Origin of the sequence: Herminiimonas contaminans (assembly GCF_015645465.1) — a bacterium.
Taxonomy (GTDB): domain Bacteria; phylum Pseudomonadota; class Gammaproteobacteria; order Burkholderiales; family Burkholderiaceae_D; genus Oxalicibacterium; species Oxalicibacterium contaminans.
In genome coordinates, this window is the sequence record NZ_JADOEL010000001.1 from 189,941 (window position 1) to 206,581 (window position 16,641).

The following is a 16,641-nucleotide window of genomic DNA, read 5'->3' on the forward strand; positions in this document are numbered from 1 at the left end:
ATGGTCTTAGTTCTTGTTATCGAGCTTAGCTTTGAGCAATGCGCCGAGGCTGGTCGTACCCGATGCAGCGTTTGCATCCGACGACATTTTTTGCATTGCTTCTTGCGTTTCAACATTGTCTTTCGCTTTGATCGACAGTTGAATGCCGCGTGCTTTGCGGTCAACGTTGATAACCATAGCTTCAACTGTATCGCCGACTTTCAGGTGCGTACCAGCATCTTCCACGCGATCGCGGGAGATTTCGGAAGCGCGCAAGTAGCCTTCAACTTCATCGGACAATTGGATCACTGCGCCTTTAGGCTCAACCGATTTAACGGTACCAGTTACCAACGCGCCTTTGTCGTTCATTGCAGCGAAGTTGTTGAATGGGTCACCTTCGAGTTGTTTAACGCCGAGGGATACGCGTTCACGTTCCACGTCGATAGCCAACACGATTGCTTCCAGCTCATCACCTTTCTTGAAGCGACGAACAGCTTCTTCGCCGGTTTCTGTCCAGGACAGGTCGGACAAGTGAACCAGACCGTCGATGTTGCCAGCCAGGCCGATGAACACGCCGAAGTCGGTGATCGATTTGATCGCGCCACGAACTTTGTCACCTTTTTTATGGGTCACAGCAAAGTCATCCCATGGGTTGGCTTTACATTGTTTCATGCCGAGGCTGATACGACGACGTTCTTCGTCGATTTCCAGAACCATGACTTCAACTTCATCGCCCAATTGAACGACTTTGTTTGGCGCCACGTTTTTGTTGGTCCAGTCCATTTCGGAAACGTGCACCAGGCCTTCGATACCTTGTTCGACTTCAACGAATGAGCCGTAGTCGGTCAGGTTGGTGACTTTACCGAACAGGCGTGTGCCTTGTGGGTAACGACGGGACAAACCGGTCCAAGGATCGTCGCCCAATTGTTTGACGCCCAGCGATACGCGGTTTTTCTCTTGATCGTACTTGAGTACTTTCGCGGTGATTTCTTGACCGACGGTGAGTACTTCCGATGGGTGACGCACACGACGCCATGCCAGATCGGTGATGTGCAACAGACCATCGATACCACCCAGATCCACGAACGCGCCGTAGTCGGTGATGTTTTTAACGACGCCAGTAACGATGGTGCCTTCTTTCAGGGTTTCCATCAGTTTTTGACGTTCTTCGCCCATCGATGCTTCGATGACAGCGCGACGCGACAGCACAACGTTGTTACGTTTGCGATCGAGTTTGATAACTTTGAATTCGAGCGTTTTGCCTTCGAATGGAGTCGTGTCTTTAACAGGACGGGTATCAACCAGCGAACCCGGCAAGAATGCGCGGATGCCATTGGTCAAAACGGTCAGACCGCCTTTGACTTTACCGTTAACGGTACCGACAACGATTTCACCGGATTCCATCGCTTTTTCAAGCGAGAGCCACGATGCCAGGCGTTTAGCCTTGTCGCGCGACAGGATAGTGTCGCCAAAACCGTTTTCGAGGGATTCAATAGCGACGGAAATAAAATCGCCAACGTTGACTTCGAGTTCGCCATTGTCGTTTTTGAATTCTTCGATAGGAATAAATGCTTCCGACTTCAAGCCAGCGTTGACGATAACGAAGTTATGGTCGAGGCGGACAACTTCAGCCGAAATCACTTCACCAGAACGCATGTCCTGACGTGACAACGATTCTTCAAAAAGAGCGGCAAAACTTTCCATACCAACAGGTGTTGCTTCAGAGGTGACAACAGTAGTCATAGATTTAAACAAGTTGACCAGGACTCGGGTTTACTCGGTTTGCCGTATATAAAAACAGCAAAAGGAACGAATCATGGGTTAGGTTTTTCAACGCCTGCCCGACTTTGCATCGGACAGACACCAGGTACTACAAACAGCTACTACGCTTTTTTGCTACTTAATTCTTTACAGCTAAGCCTTTACAGCGGCATACCAGGTGAGCACCTGATCCACTGCTTGCTGCACAGTCAGATTCGAGGTATCCAGCAAATATGCGTCTTCGGCGGGTTTGAGCGGGGCGATGGCGCGATTCGCATCACGTGCATCACGTTCGTTCAAATCCTTCAGAAGGTCTTCTATATTAGCAGAAAATCCCTTGTCAATCAATTGCTTATAACGTCTTTCAGCGCGCGCTTCGGCACTGGCGGTGAGGAAGACCTTGAGTTTGGCGTCCGGGAAAATCACGGTTCCCATATCCCTGCCATCAGCAATCAGGCCTGGCGCTTCACGGAAGCGCAACTGCAAATCGACCAAGGCCTTGCGCACAGCAGGCAAAGCAGCGATTTTTGATGCTGTATTACCAACTTCCTCAGCCCGGATCGACATTGTGACGTTTTCACGATCAAGGAAGATGTCGCCATCTTTGAAGCCACATTTGAGGGTTTCGACGGAATTAGCGACAGCTTGCTCATCATCAATGGCGATGCCGCGATACAAGGCAGACAAGGCAGTCAGACGATACAAAGCACCCGAATCGAGGTAGTGGAAGCCAAGTTCGGTTGCTACCAATTGGGCAACCGTGCCTTTGCCGGAAGCGGTCGGACCATCAATAGCGATGACCGGAATAGCGGAAGTTGGAGTGGATGTCATTTAACAAGTGTGTCAAAAATACAACTGCGGCCCAGCGCCGCAGTCATAAAGGGAATGGATACTGGCGGGATGACACTACATCCCGCCATGCATTAAAACAAACTCTCTTCGGTAACCTTGGCAAAGGCTTCGAAATACTCAGGGAAGGTCTTGGCCACGCATTGCGGGTCATTAATACGTTCCTTGTTGCCACGGCGTGCTGCCCCATCCAGGGTCGCCAGCGAGAAGCACATGGCCATACGATGGTCGTCATAGGTATCAATCGCTGCGGACAGTATCTCGGCAGGTGGCGTCACCTTCAGGTAGTCTTCGCCCTCTTCCACGATCGCACCCAGCTTGCGCAGCTCGGTCGCCATCGCACTGATGCGATCGGTTTCCTTGACGCGCCAGCTGCCGATATTGCGCAAGATGCTCGGACCGTCGGCATACAGTGCCGCAACGGCTATCGTCATCGCTGCATCCGGAATATGGTTGAAGTCGGCATCAATCGCGCGCAAGACACCATTCGACTCGGCTTCTATCCAGTTATCGCCCATGCGTATGGTTGCACCCATTTGTTCCAGCGCTTCCACAAAACGCACATCGCCCTGGATGCTGTCCTGCCCCACGCCTTCGACACGCACCGGACCACCAGCGATTGCACCAGCGGCGAGGAAGTAGGATGCCGACGAAGCATCGCCTTCAACATGGATATTGCCCGGGCTGATATAGCGTTGACCGGCTTTCACCGTGAACGATTGCCAGCCGTTGCGTTGCACTTCCACGCCAAAGCGCTGGATCAGGTTCAGCGTGATTTCGATATACGGCTTGGAGATCAACTCACCGATCACATTGATGGTTACATCCTGTTCGCGCGCCATCAAAGGCGCAGCCATCAGCAACGCTGTCAGGAACTGACTGGATACATTGCCGCGCACCGACATCTCATGCGCGTGTATGCGGCCACGCTGGATATGCAGCGGCGGATAACCCGGCTCGCCGGTGTATTCAATATGTGTACCGATTGCATTCAAGGCATCGACCAGATCACCGATAGGACGCTCGTGCATGCGTGACACGCCATGCAAGGTGTAATCACCACCTGTCACTGCCAGTGCCGCGGTCAACGGACGTATCGCGGTACCTGCATTACCCATGAACAGATCGGCCTGGTGTACCGGAAAGCTGCCATCGACGCCGTGCACGATGTAATCCTGCGACTCGCCTATCTGCTCCCATTTGACGCCCAGTTTTTGCAATGCCATCAGCATGACATGCGTATCGTCGGAAGCCAGCAAATCACGGATATGCGTCGTCCCCTGCGCCAATGCTGCCAGCAACAAGGTACGGTTGGAAATACTTTTGGAACCAGGCAAACGCACCACGCCTTTCGCGTGCATCGCCGGTTTCAGGTCAAGATAATGCGGATAGTGTTTCATTTATCGCCATCTGGTTGGTGCTGAGGTTCAGCCGTTTCTATGCTGCGCTGCCAGTTCTGGCGCGCCTGCTGTGCGTTCGCAAACATCGCTTGCATCGCCAAACCATCACCAGCCGCCAATTGCGCACGGAAGCGGGTCAGCTGTGCAATATAGGCATCCAGTTCAGTCAGGATCGCGCCCTGGTTAGACAAACTGATATCGCGCCACATCTCGGGGGAAGAGCCCGCTATCCGTGTGAAATCGCGGAAGCCGCTGGCGGCGTACTGAAACAGCAAATCAGCGTGCGGTTTGTTCGCAATATCGTCTACCAGTGCAAACGCCAGCAAGTGCGGCAAATGGCTGACAGCTGCAAATACTGCATCGTGATTTTCAGGTGTTAGCTGATGGATGATCGCACCGCATTGTTGCCAGGCTTGCGCTACCAAAGCGACATCGGCGGCGGAATTTTCCGCCAGCGGCGTCAATACGACCTTCTTGCCTACGTACAGATCGGGAATCGCCGCTTCAGGGCCATTGGCTTCCAAGCCGGCGATAGGATGACCGGGTACAAATTGCGTAATCTTGTCACCCAGGACTGCACGCGCAGTAGTGACGACTTCGCCCTTGATACTCCCGGCGTCAGTCACCACGGTACCGGCTTGCAAATAAGGCTTGATAGATTTTAGGATCACTTCGGTTTGCGCAACCGGTGCTGCCAGCAATACCAGGTCAGCACCGCGCAAAGCCTCTTCAACCGACGTACTGGCGACATCGATGATGCCCAGTTCTTTAGCGCGCTCTAACACCTTAGCGGTGCGCCCTACGCCAACGATTTGTTCAACTGCTCCCGCCTGGCGCAAAGCGCGCGCAAACGATCCGCCTATCAAACCCACTCCAAAGATGACGATTTTTTTTAGCACGAGAGCGTAGGGATTAAAGTTGATCGGTTCAATACAAAATCAGGCCAGGGCTTTTTTCAACGCGGCAATGAAGATGGTATTTTCTTCTTCCAGTCCAATGGAGATGCGCAGCCATTGCGGCAAACCATAATTGCCGACCGGACGCACAATCACGCCCTGCTTCAGCAAAGCCAGGTTGACGCGCGCACCGGCGCCATCGTCATCACCAACCTTGACCATGACGAAATTACCGGAAGATGGCAGATAGCGCAGCTTCAATTCATCGAAAGCCTGTGTCAGTTGACGGTAACCGGAGGCATTCAATTGCGCACTTTTCTGTACGAAAGCATGGTCATTCAATGCAGCAATCGCCGCAGCTTGCGCCAGCGAATTCACGTTGAAAGGCTGGCGTATGCGATTCAGCAAATCGGTGATGCCCGCTTGCGCAATGCCGTAGCCGATGCGCAAACCTGCCAGGCCATAGACCTTGGACATGGAGCGCGACACCAGCAAATTAGGATACTTGGCGACCCAGGCGATGGAATCGTATTGCTGTTCCGGTGCGAGGAATTCGGTATAGGCTTCATCCAGCACCACCACCACTTCCGGCGGCACGCGCTTCAGGAAAGATTCAATCTGCTCACCCGGGATAAAGGTACCAGTCGGATTGTTTGGATTCGCGACAAAGATCAAACGCGTATCAGCTTCTATCGCATCCGCCATCGCATCCAGGTCATGGCCAAAATCTTTCGCCGCGATTACCAGCGAACGGCCACCGACGGCTTGCGCCGCCAGCGGATACACGGCAAAAGAATACTGCGCGTAAATGACGGATTGACCCGGCTGCACGAATGCGTGCGCGGCCAGTTCGAGGATGTCGTTGCTGCCGTTACCTAATGTGATCCATTCAGCAGGCACACCATACTTGGCAGTCAGCGCTGCTTTCAGCTCAAAACCATTGCCATCCGGATAGCGACCGGCATCCGCCAGCGCTGCTGCCATCGCCTGCTTCGCCGACTCAGGCATGCCGAGCGGATTTTCGTTTGAAGCGAGTTTGACGATTTTCGCTTCATCGAGGCCGAATTCACGCGCGACTTCAGCAATCGGGCGACCGCCCTGATAAGGCGCAATCGCACGAACGTAGTCAGGACCAAACTTAATTGACATAGCAGATTCCAAAATTAATCACGTCTGAAGCAAAGTCGGGCACCGCATACAGTGCCCGCTATAGATCACAAACTGGAAGGATACGAACCCAGCACTTTGAAAAATGCTGCGTTGTCTTTTAGCTCTTTCAAGGCGCTTTCGACCTTGGCATCTTGCAGATGACCTTCAACGTCGACGTAGAAATAATACTCCCACGTACCCATGCGTGCCGGACGCGATTCAAAACGGGTCATCGATACACCGTGCTTGGCCAGAGGCGCCAGCAAGTTGTAAACCGCACCCGCCTTGTTTGGCACCGAGAGTACCAACGAAGTCTGATCCTTGCCGCTGGCCGACGTTTGCAAACGGCCGATGACAGCAAAACGTGTACGGTTATGCGGATCATCCTGGATGTGCGCCTTGATGACTTGCAACTGGTATTTCTGTCCGGCGATCTCACTTGCAATAGCAGCCACGCTCGGATCTTCGCCCGCCAGGCGCGCCGCTTCGCCATTGGAAGCGACAGCCATACGTTCGATGTTCGGGTAGTTCTGGTTCAGCCAGACCTGGCATTGCGCCAGCGCCTGCGAATGCGCACAGATAGTTTTTACACCTGTCATCGAACCGGTACGCGTCATCAGGCTGTGATTCACCTGGATAGACACTTCACCGCTAATCGTCAGTGTGGTTTGCAACAGCAAATCCAGCGTACGATTGATCACGCCTTCCGACGAATTTTCGATAGGCACGACGCCGAAATCGGCAGTACCTGCTTCGGTAGCGCGGAAGACTTCATCGATGGAGGCGCAAGGCATCGCATCGACAGAGCGACCAAATTGTTGATAGACAGCCTGTTCGCTAAAAGTGCCGACCGGTCCCAGGTAAGCGACGGTCACGCGCTTTTCCAGCGCGCGGCAAGCTGACATCACTTCACGGAAAACGGTCTGGATATCGGTGTTGAGCAAAGGCCCGGGATTACGTTCTGCCACGCTGCGCAAGACCTGCGCTTCGCGTTCCGGACGGAAGACCGGTGCATTGGTCTCCGCCTTGATGTGGCCGACTTCCTGCGCGACGCGTGCGCGTCGATTCAGTAAATCGAGAAGTTGCGCATCGATGGCATCGATTTGTTCACGCAGTGGTTTGAGCTTGTCGTCGGTCGTCATAGTTATGCAAACAATCTTTTATTTGAATAAAAATCAGCCGTACTTTTTCTCGAAGTCTTTCATGAACGCGACCAGTGCCTGTACACCTTCCATCGGCATCGCGTTATAGATCGACGCACGCATGCCGCCGACCGAGCTATGGCCTTTGAGTTGTACCAGACCTTGCTGGTCCGCTTCCGCGATGAACTTGCTATTGAGCGACTCGTCTTTCAGGAAAAACGGTACATTCATGCGCGAGCGATTCGCTGCAGGAACATTGTTCAGGTAGAAACCGGTCGAATCCAAATAGTCATACATCAACTTCGCTTTCGCGATATTGACCTGCTCCATCGCAGCCACACCGCCCTGGCGTTTCATCCATTGGAAGGTCAGGCCGGCGATGTAGATAGGATAGGTCGGCGGCGTGTTGAACATGGAGTCATGCTCAGCCACTTGCTGCCAGTCGAATGCGGACGGGCAGATAGGCAATGCGTGACCCAGCATGTCATCACGCACGATGACGATAGTTACGCCTGCAGGGCCGATGTTCTTTTGTGCGCCAGCATAGATCACGGCGTACTTGGAGATATCGATTTCGCGCGACAGGATATTCGACGACATATCCGCGACCAATGGTACGTTACCAACGTCAGGCGTGAAGTCGAACTCAACACCACCGATGGTTTCATTGGTGCAGATATGTACGTAGGCAGCGTCAGGTGTCAGCTTCCAGGTATCACGTGCAGGCACATAGGTGAAACCTTTGTCTTCAGAAGAAGCAGCAACATTCACCTTCGCGTACTTGTGCGCTTCTTCGATAGTCTTGCTCGACCAGTGGCCGGTGTTGACGAAGTCGATAGTCGCAGGTTGCGCTTTATGACCAACCAGGTTCATAGGCACGATCGCATTTTCCGCGATGGCACCACCTTGCATCAACAACACTTTGTAATTATCCGGAATCGACAACAAGGAGCGCAGATCAGCTTTGGTTGTTGCCAGGATTTCCGTAAATTCCCGCCCGCGATGGCTCATCTCCATCACTGACAAACCGCTACCTCTCCAGTTTGTCATTTCCTCTGCTGCCTGCTTGATTACTTCTTGAGGCAATGCAGCCGGACCCGGCGAAAAGTTATACACACGCTTCATTATTCTGCTTCCTCCGTACCGGATTGATCATCATCAACTTCTACATCTGATTCAAGTATGCGTTGCAGTCCGCTCAGCTTGGTGCCGTCTTCGACGGCAATCAGGGTCACACCTTGCGTCGCACGGCCCATTTCGCGGATCTCTGCCACGCGGGTACGTATCAGTACGCCACCGGTCGTAATCAGCATGATTTCATCGCTGGCATCGACCAGGGTCGCCGCCACAACTTTGCCGTTACGTTCGCTGGTCTGGATCGCGATCATGCCTTTGGTGCCACGACCATGACGGGTGTACTCGGTGATAGGCGTACGTTTGCCAAAGCCGTTTTCCGTTGCCGTCAGCACGGATTGCTGTTCGTTCTCAGCCACCAGCAATGCAATGACTTGCTGACCTTCTTCCAGGTTCATGCCGCGCACGCCGCGTGCTGTACGGCCCATAGGACGTACATCGTTTTCGTCGAAGCGCACGGCCTTGCCGGAATCGGAGAACAGCATGACGTCATGCTTGCCGTCGGTCAGTGCAGCACCGATCAGGAAGTCACCGTCATCGAGGTCGACCGCGATGATGCCGGCCTTACGTGGATTGCTGAAATCGCTGAGCGAGGTTTTCTTCACGGTACCGAGGCTGGTTGCCATGAAGATGTAGTGATCTTCAGGGAAGCTGCGGTTTTCGCCAGAGATAGGCAGGATCACAGTGATCTTTTCGCCATCCTGCAGCGGGAACATATTGACGATAGGTTTGCCGCGCGAGTTGCGCGAACCTTGCGGCACCTCCCATACTTTCAACCAGTACAAACGACCGCGGTTGCTGAAGCACAAGATGTAATCATGTGTGTTCGCGATGAAGAGCTGGTCGATCCAGTCGTCATCCTTGGTCGCCATCGCCTGCTTGCCGCGACCGCCACGCTTCTGCGCACGGTATTCGGAAATCGGCTGCGCCTTCATGTAACCGGTATGCGACAAGGTCACGACCATATCCTGCGGTGTGATCAGGTCTTCGGTACCGAGGTCGGTAGCATTCAGTTCGATGGTCGAACGACGTTCATCTTTATTGCCGATGCCGTAGTCGTTTTTAGCCAGCGTCAGTTCATCATTGATGATGACGGTGACACGCTCCGGCTTGGCCAGGATGTCGAGCAAATCAGCGATCTGCTCCATGACTTCCTTGTATTCATTAACGATCTTGTCTTGCTCCAGACCGGTCAGGCGTTGCAGACGCATCTGCAGGATTTCCTGTGCCTGGTCATCGGACAGTTTGTACAAGCCGTCAGTCTGGATGCCGTAATGCTTAGGCAGGTTTTCCGGACGGAATGCATTTACGCCACCGATAGATGCTTCACCGGTACGTGCCAGCATCTCACGCACCACGGACGAATCCCAGGCGCGCGACATCAGATCAACTTTTGCCACCGGCGGAGTCGGTGCTGCTTTGATGATCGCGATAAAGTCGTCAATGTTGGCCAATGCAACTGCCAGGCCTTCCAGTACGTGACCGCGTTCGCGTGCTTTGCGCAGTTCAAATATGGTACGGCGTGTTACGACTTCGCGACGATGCGACAGGAAGCATTCCAGCATCTGCTTCAGGTTCAGCAACTTAGGCTGACCATCCACCAGCGCAACCATATTCATACCGAAGGTGTCTTGCAGCTGGGTCTGTTTGTACAGATTGTTCAGCACGACTTCCGGTACTTCATTGCGCTTCAGTTCGATCACTACGCGCATACCCGATTTATCGGATTCGTCGCGAATGTCGGAGATACCATCGAGCTTCTTGTCACGTACCAATTCAGCAATACGTTCGAGCAGCGACTTTTTGTTTACCTGATACGGCAACTCGTCGACGATGATGGCCGCACGGTTTTCCTTGCCGAATTCCTCGAAGTGCGTCTTCGCGCGCATCACCACACGGCCACGGCCAGTGCGATAACCATCGCGTACGCCGGACACACCATAAATGATGCCGCCCGTAGGGAAGTCCGGTGCCGGAATGATTTCGATCAGTTCATCGACTGTCGCATCTGCATTGCGCAACACATGCAAAGCACCATCGATGACTTCAGTAATATTGTGCGGCGGGATATTCGTCGCCATACCGACCGCAATACCGGACGAACCGTTGATCAGCAGGTTAGGAATACGCGTCGGCAGTACCGATGGTTCCTTTTCCTTGCCGTCGTAGTTCGGTACGAAGTCGACAGTTTCCTTGTCCAGATCAGCCAGCAATTCGCCAGCGATCTTATCCAGACGACACTCGGTATAACGCATAGCCGCTGCGTTATCGCCGTCGATGGAGCCGAAGTTACCCTGCCCGTCGACCAGCATATAGCGCAGCGAGAACGGCTGTGCCATACGCACCAGCGTGTCGTAAATCGACGCGTCGCCGTGCGGGTGATATTTACCCATGGTTTCACCGACCACGCGCGCACATTTCACGAACGGGCGGTTCCACACGTTATTCATCTCATGCATGGCAAACAATACCCGGCGATGCACCGGTTTCAAGCCGTCACGCACATCGGGCAATGCGCGGCCAACGATAACGCTCATCGCGTAATCGAGGTAGCTCTTGCGCATCTCTTCTTCGAGTGAAATAGGAATTGTTTCTTTAGCGAATTGATCCATTGGCGGTTCGTCTGGTCTTTGGCTAGGGGTTTTAATAATGAAGAATCGCTTGAGCAGTAAAGCTTAGTTACGGGCGATCCGGCAAATCGTAAGATTTTAACACGGCAGAGGCCTTCGCTCCCCGCTTTCGGCATTCCGGGAGCTTTCGCCGCGGCGACCATTGCGGTCACGTGGCAAGAAGAAAATATGTTTAAATGCTGACTGTCAAAAATTTGCTGCTTTTTCCAGCACTCATCTATTAATAAGAGAAAAACATGATCAACAAAGTGGTCCTTGGTTTGCTGCTTGGCGCATCCTCCTCCTACGTCGCCGCGCAAACTGATATTCAGGTCCCCGCCAACAATGCTTATGCCCAGGACAGCCGCGGCGTCGTCACGCGCAGTGCCTTTGGCCTGTGCTGGCGCTCCGGCACATGGACGCCAGCCGATGCAGTCCCAGGCTGCGACGGTGCATTGGTCTCCCCTATTCCGAATCCAATCGCACCCGACGTTGCCAGCCATCTGGATGGCAAGGTAGCGCCGCTTGCGCTTGCGGCCAATCCTTGCGATTTCACTATCGCACTGGAAAGCGACCAGACCTTTGGCCTGAACCAGGCAGTGTTAAATAGAGCAGCCAAAAACCGCATCGATCGCGACGTCCTGCCGAAACTGACCGCCTGCAACGGCGCCAGCAGCATGACGATTACCGGCTACACGGATCTGCTGGGCAATGCGCACTCCAACCAGGCCCTGTCGGAAAAACGTGCCGCTGCGGTCGCCGGCTATCTAAAGAAAAAGGGCGTGACGGTCAATATGAAGGTAGCCGGTGCCGGTGCGACACAGCCAGTCAAGGAATGTGACAGCAAATTGAGCCGCACCAAACTAGTTGCATGTTTAGCACCAAATCGGCGCGTTTTAATAGAAATGCACAGTTTGCCGAAATAAAAGAGTGCTTTTTAATAAATATTTCTTCAAAACATGAACGTTTTTGATGTCCAAAGGTCAATGTTTTGCCAGGGGAAATAATTCTTAGCAAGCGTTGTTTAAACACAACGCTTTGGAAAAAACGTTAATTAGTCGATTTAGCAATCGGTCGTTGTAGTGGCTGGCTGTGGCAAAATGGAGCCAAGTTAAACCATTGCATGCGAACAATTTGTTTCATGTGGTTGTTGAAGCGCGTGTTAATATCCATTTCCGATGTCATTCACGTAATTTTGCGCAGTTTAGTCTGCGGATATCTCACTCGAGAGGAGAAAGAAATATGAATAAATTAGCAAAACTCGTCTTCGCTGCGTCCGCGATTGTCGCAATGTCTGCTCAAGCACAGACCGACATCAAAGCAAGCACACCAAACAGCGCTTATGCACAAGCTACTAACGGTACGATCGTTCGCAACTCGACCGGTCTGTGCTGGCACACTGGCTACTGGACACCAGCTGACTCGGTTCCAGGTTGCGACGGTGCACTGGTTGCAGCTGCAGCCCCTGCTCCAGCTAGCCCAGCTCCAGCAGTTGTTCCAGTTCCAACTTCGGAAAAAGTAACTTTCGCAGCTGACGCATTCTTTGATTTCGACAAAGCAGTGTTGAAACCAGAAGGCAAAGCTAAACTGGACGATCTGACTTCGAAACTGAAAGATCTGAACCTGGAAGTTATCATTGCTGTTGGTCACACTGACTCGGTCGGTTCCGATGCATACAACCAAAAACTGTCGGTTCGCCGCGCAGAAGCTGTTAAAGCTTACTTGGTTGGCAAAGGCGTTGACGCGAAACGTGTTTACACCGAAGGCAAAGGCGAAAAACAACCAGTTGCTACTAACAAAACAGCTGCTGGTCGCGCACAAAACCGTCGCGTAGAAATCGAAGTTGTTGGCACACGCAAATAATTCGTTTCTAGCGAAATCTAAACCCCGCTCCGGCGGGGTTTTTTTTCGTCTGCGCAAACCAGCGCGCTCGCCGCACTTTCCAGTTATCATTTAGCCCATGAACGCCGATCCTTTAGAACTGAAAAAATTTAGCGATTTGGCCCATCAATGGTGGGACCCAACATCAGAATTCCGTCCGCTGCATGAAATCAATCCGCTGCGCCTGGGCTGGATCAATGGCCGTGCGCCACTGGCTGGCAAAACTGTAGTCGACATCGGTTGCGGTGGTGGCATCCTGGCCGAATCGATGGCCAAGAGCGGCGCCAATGTCACCGGCATAGACCTGTCAGAAAAAGCATTGAAAGTAGCCGATCTGCACAGCCTGGAATCCGGCGTACAGGTACGCTATGAACTGATCGCGGCAGAAGATCTGGCGGAGCGCGAAGCTGGTCGCTACGATGTGGTGACCTGCATGGAAATGCTGGAGCACGTACCGGATCCTGCAGCCATCGTTGCTGCCTGCGCCAAACTCGCAAAGCCAGGTGGCAAAGTATTCTTCTCGACCATCAACCGCAATCCGAAAGCGTATCTGCATGCGGTCATAGGTGCAGAATACTTGCTGCGCATGCTGCCCAAAGGCACACATGATTACGCCAAGTTCATTACTCCGGCAGAGTTGTCACGCTTCGCACGCGAAGCTGGCCTGGATATCGATGCACTCAAAGGCATGGGCTACAATCCATTGACCAAGATCTACTCGTTGAACCAGGACACCAGCGTCAACTATCTGATCGCCTGCACCAAGCCAGCCTGATCTTCGACACACTGCAAGGCCTGCGCATGTAGCCTGGCCTTGCTTACCTCTCTGCACGAGTTCACATGACACTACGCACGCCACTCGCCATATTGTTTGATCTCGACGGCACACTCGCGGACACCGCGCCCGACCTGGCCGGAGCCGTCAATCAATTACGCATTGCACGCGGCCTGGAACCAACCGACTACGAATTGCTGCGTCCTACTGCTTCTGCTGGCGCACGTGGCCTGATCGGTGCCGCCTTTGGCCTGACTCCGCAAGATGCCGAGTATCCTGAACTACGCGATGCTTTCCTGAAAAACTACGAAGCATCGATAGCAGTAGAAAGCCGTCTGTTCGATGGCGTCACTGAACTGCTGGCGCAATTGCAGGATCAGGGCATCGTCTGGGGCATCGTCACTAACAAAGTCAGCTACCTGACCGACAGACTGGTACCGCAAATTGGTCTGGATCACGCAGCCTGCGTCGTCTCCGGCGACACGGCCAGCCATCCCAAGCCGCACCCGGCCCCACTGTTTGAAGCCGCCAAACGCATAGGCATAGACCCTGAGCACTGCTGGTACGTTGGCGACGATTTACGCGACATCCAGGCTGGCCAGGCTGCTGGCATGACTACCATCGCAGCAGGCTGGGGTTATTGCGGAAATGTAGAACCGGCAAGCTGGAATGCGGATGCATTGGCAGAGTCACCACAGCAATTATTTACACTGATTAAGCAGTAAAACGGCAGTACAGCTTCAGATACACCGGCAAAAATCGGCTCACTTGAATCTGCCGTGAAACACCCCATCTAATGCGATACAATGGCAATGCTTTGGGGGCGACCTGGTTTCGACAGGGGTTGCAAAGCAGCGCAGGGCATACCGAGGACTGGTCACCTCGTAAATACAACCAGAAAAGTAATAACTGCAAACGATAACTCGTACGCACTAGCCGCTTAATACCGGTTAGCTTCACACCGTTTCTTCCTTGGGGCGGGCTGGCAACAGCAGTGAAGTCATATACAAGGAATCGCGTCGTGCCGGGTCACTTGGCAAGACGTTAAACAATAGGTGACTCGCCTGTCCGCAGCGTGTGCGTCCGCGTCGTACGGGTTAAATCAAATGGCAGCACTAAGTATGTAGAACTGTCTGTAGAGTGCTTCTGGACGCGGGTTCGATTCCCGCCGCCTCCACCACCAATACAAAAGGTCATCCATCAGGATGGCCTTTTTTATTTGTATTGACGTTGAGGGGATCGAACTCGCGGGACGCGGGGCGTAGCCAGGGTTGCGCAACGCATGCGTTGTGCTGGCTGAGCGGTGTGCGCTTGCAAGCACACAGTCGGGAGCCCACTATCGTAATCCACTGGCAGGTCCTTATTGACACTCCTCCCCTTACGGCAACAGAATCGAGCCAGACAGCTATTGGATTTCATCATCACACCAAGCTGCGACGAAGAATTGGCTGAACGCCTAAAGATATTGCAAGTTTCCCGCATCCTTCTGAAGCCATTCAAGGTCAGGGATGTTATTTCAACTATCGAAATGGTGAGTCGTCCGGCTTCGTAAGTCCCACCCTATGCGCTTTCCGGCTCAGGAAAGAGGTGATCATTTGACCTAGCCACATCAACACGCAAAAAATGTATGGCAATATGCGCCCTGAAGGATAAGTGCGGCAAGTATGTATTGGGCAGGCTGATAACGGGCGTATACAGATATGGCAAAGCTGTTGTTACTGGAAGATGAGGTTGACTATCGGCAGGAAATCGCCGACTTCCTGAGGAGCGAAGGACATCAGGTGATGGAAGCAGGCAGCGCCGCAGAATTCATGCCCCTGATGGATGTCATGGATATCGCCTTGATAGACGTGGGACTGCCGGACGGCGATGGCCTGGAAGTCGCAGCCAGGTTGCGTCAGTATCGCAACAAATGCGGCATCATCATGCTGACCGCCCAGGGCGGCGTCAATTACAAAATTACTGGCTTACGCGACGGTGCCGATCACTACCTGGTCAAACCGGTACGCTATGACGAGCTATTGGCCCATATCAGCGCGCTGGAACGGCGTATGGGACTGGGTGGATGGCGACTCGATACCGTGGAACGCAAGCTATATGCGCCTAACGGCCATGCCGAAGTATTATCCGAACACGAACTAAAACTGTTTGAACTGCTGGCCGCGCAATCCGGCCAGGCGGTCAGCCGCCGTACGATTGCGAATGCCTTCGGGGCCGACTGGCTGGATTACGATGAGCGCAGGCTGGAGCAAATCGTTAGCCGGCTGCGCCGCCGCTGGCGCGAAAACTGTCCGGAAGAACTGCCGTTCCGGACCGAACATGGCAAAGGCTATAGCTTCTGCGCCGACATAGAAGTATTTTAAACAGCCGCTAACAAGGCATCTGCGTCCTATCCCATCCTATTTGAAACGATATTTGAGACCGACCGTAACAAGGTTGGTGCCTGCATAGCGCGCATACATGATGCGTCCGTCCACGTTGCCGAACAGCCGGGCTTCATAACCGCCACCCCAGGTAAAGTCTGTATCCGTTTTCCGGACCGAGTTAGTTCTGCGTAATGCAGGAAACTCGGCGGTGGTATTGATAGTCGAATACGTCGCGCCGCCCAGTACATACAGGCCAGGCAGAACCTCGGGTAATTTATAAAAGAAAGCCAGGTCATGATTTTTGGTCTCGACCCGCGCATTGTAAGAAAAAACGCCGTTAGTCGCGCTTTGCTTATAGTCGCTGGGACGTACTGCTCCCAGCTCTACGCTCAGCTTGGGCGTGATCTGGTAACCGACGTAAAGTCGGCCGCCATCCACCCTGTCAGTTTCGGAGGTAACCCGAAAACTCGGATTTAGCGGGTCTTTTTTCTTGACCTTGCCACTACCGGCATCCAGGCCTAAATAGAATTTCCCGACATCATTTTCATCTGCAAACGAAACGGCGGAAACGACGGATAGCACTGCAAAAACGAGCGGTTTAATGGACATTACACTTCTGACGAAAACGGAATGCGTGACCCTGAACAATGGGAAACGGCAAATTGCTGCCATGCCGACCTTATAGGCCGCGCATTATACA

14 protein-coding genes and 1 other RNA gene are annotated in these 16,641 nt (G+C 53.2%); 6 read left to right on the forward strand and 9 right to left on the reverse strand.

Annotated elements, in window-relative coordinates; all coding sequences use genetic code 11:
• Positions 1–6 precede the first annotated feature (6 nt).
• The 8 genes from rpsA to gyrA all read right to left on the reverse strand — a co-directional run bounded on the left by rpsA (position 7) and on the right by gyrA (position 10,922).
• Positions 7–1,683, reverse strand: coding sequence for a 30S ribosomal protein S1 (gene rpsA, locus IXC47_RS00865; RefSeq protein ID WP_175625216.1), 1,677 nt, complete (start codon positions 1,681–1,683; stop codon positions 7–9).
• Positions 1,684–1,893: 210 nt separating this feature from the next.
• Positions 1,894–2,571 carry a (d)CMP kinase gene (cmk, locus tag IXC47_RS00870; protein WP_195874427.1) on the reverse strand — a complete coding sequence of 226 codons (678 nt, stop codon included), beginning with the start codon at positions 2,569–2,571 and terminating at the stop codon, positions 1,894–1,896.
• A gap of 92 nt (positions 2,572–2,663) precedes the next feature.
• Entirely contained in the window at positions 2,664–3,989 is a 1,326-nt protein-coding gene (gene aroA / locus IXC47_RS00875; protein ID WP_175625114.1) for a 3-phosphoshikimate 1-carboxyvinyltransferase, read from the reverse strand.
• Positions 3,986–4,888, reverse strand: coding sequence for a prephenate dehydrogenase (locus IXC47_RS00880; RefSeq protein WP_175625113.1), 903 nt, complete (start codon positions 4,886–4,888; stop codon positions 3,986–3,988). The genes aroA and IXC47_RS00880 overlap by 4 nt, the downstream gene beginning before the upstream one ends.
• Positions 4,889–4,927: 39 nt before the next feature.
• Complete coding sequence (gene hisC, locus IXC47_RS00885) at positions 4,928–6,034, reverse strand: histidinol-phosphate transaminase (protein ID WP_195874428.1); 1,107 nt, start codon at positions 6,032–6,034, stop codon at positions 4,928–4,930.
• A gap of 65 nt (positions 6,035–6,099) precedes the next feature.
• Complete coding sequence (gene pheA / locus IXC47_RS00890; RefSeq protein ID WP_195874429.1) at positions 6,100–7,176, reverse strand: prephenate dehydratase; 1,077 nt, start codon at positions 7,174–7,176, stop codon at positions 6,100–6,102.
• Positions 7,177–7,209: 33 nt separating this feature from the next.
• Complete coding sequence (gene serC / locus IXC47_RS00895; RefSeq protein ID WP_195874430.1) at positions 7,210–8,301, reverse strand: 3-phosphoserine/phosphohydroxythreonine transaminase; 1,092 nt, start codon at positions 8,299–8,301, stop codon at positions 7,210–7,212.
• Positions 8,301–10,922, reverse strand: coding sequence for a DNA gyrase subunit A (gene gyrA / locus IXC47_RS00900; protein WP_175625109.1), 2,622 nt, complete (start codon positions 10,920–10,922; stop codon positions 8,301–8,303). The genes serC and gyrA overlap by 1 nt, the downstream gene beginning before the upstream one ends.
• A gap of 254 nt (positions 10,923–11,176) precedes the next feature.
• On the opposite strand from gyrA, the gene IXC47_RS00905 reads away from it, so the two are divergent.
• From IXC47_RS00905 to IXC47_RS00930, 6 genes are all read left to right on the forward strand, one after another.
• Complete coding sequence (locus IXC47_RS00905) at positions 11,177–11,845, forward strand: OmpA family protein (protein WP_195874431.1); 669 nt, start codon at positions 11,177–11,179, stop codon at positions 11,843–11,845.
• 316 nt (positions 11,846–12,161) lie between these two features.
• Positions 12,162–12,782, forward strand: a complete 621-nt coding sequence (gene ompA, locus IXC47_RS00910; protein WP_124573344.1) for an outer membrane protein OmpA — start codon at positions 12,162–12,164, stop codon at positions 12,780–12,782.
• A 97-nt stretch (positions 12,783–12,879) separates the two neighbouring features.
• The gene (gene ubiG / locus IXC47_RS00915) at positions 12,880–13,575 is read left to right on the forward strand and encodes a bifunctional 2-polyprenyl-6-hydroxyphenol methylase/3-demethylubiquinol 3-O-methyltransferase UbiG (protein WP_175625107.1); all 696 of its coding nucleotides are present in this window, start codon (positions 12,880–12,882) and stop codon (positions 13,573–13,575) included.
• Positions 13,576–13,640: 65 nt separating this feature from the next.
• Positions 13,641–14,300 (forward strand): HAD family hydrolase, encoded by a 660-nt coding sequence (locus IXC47_RS00920; RefSeq protein WP_175625106.1) that lies wholly within the window; start codon positions 13,641–13,643, stop codon positions 14,298–14,300.
• A gap of 94 nt (positions 14,301–14,394) precedes the next feature.
• Positions 14,395–14,755: a transfer-messenger RNA gene (gene ssrA, locus IXC47_RS00925) on the forward strand.
• Positions 14,756–15,275: 520 nt separating this feature from the next.
• Positions 15,276–15,938, forward strand: a complete 663-nt coding sequence (locus tag IXC47_RS00930; protein WP_195874432.1) for a response regulator transcription factor — start codon at positions 15,276–15,278, stop codon at positions 15,936–15,938.
• A 36-nt stretch (positions 15,939–15,974) separates the two neighbouring features.
• Here IXC47_RS00930 and IXC47_RS00935 read toward each other — a convergent pair whose 3' ends face one another.
• Complete coding sequence (locus IXC47_RS00935) at positions 15,975–16,550, reverse strand: outer membrane beta-barrel protein (protein WP_195874433.1); 576 nt, start codon at positions 16,548–16,550, stop codon at positions 15,975–15,977.
• Between the last annotated feature and the right edge of the window lie 91 nt (positions 16,551–16,641).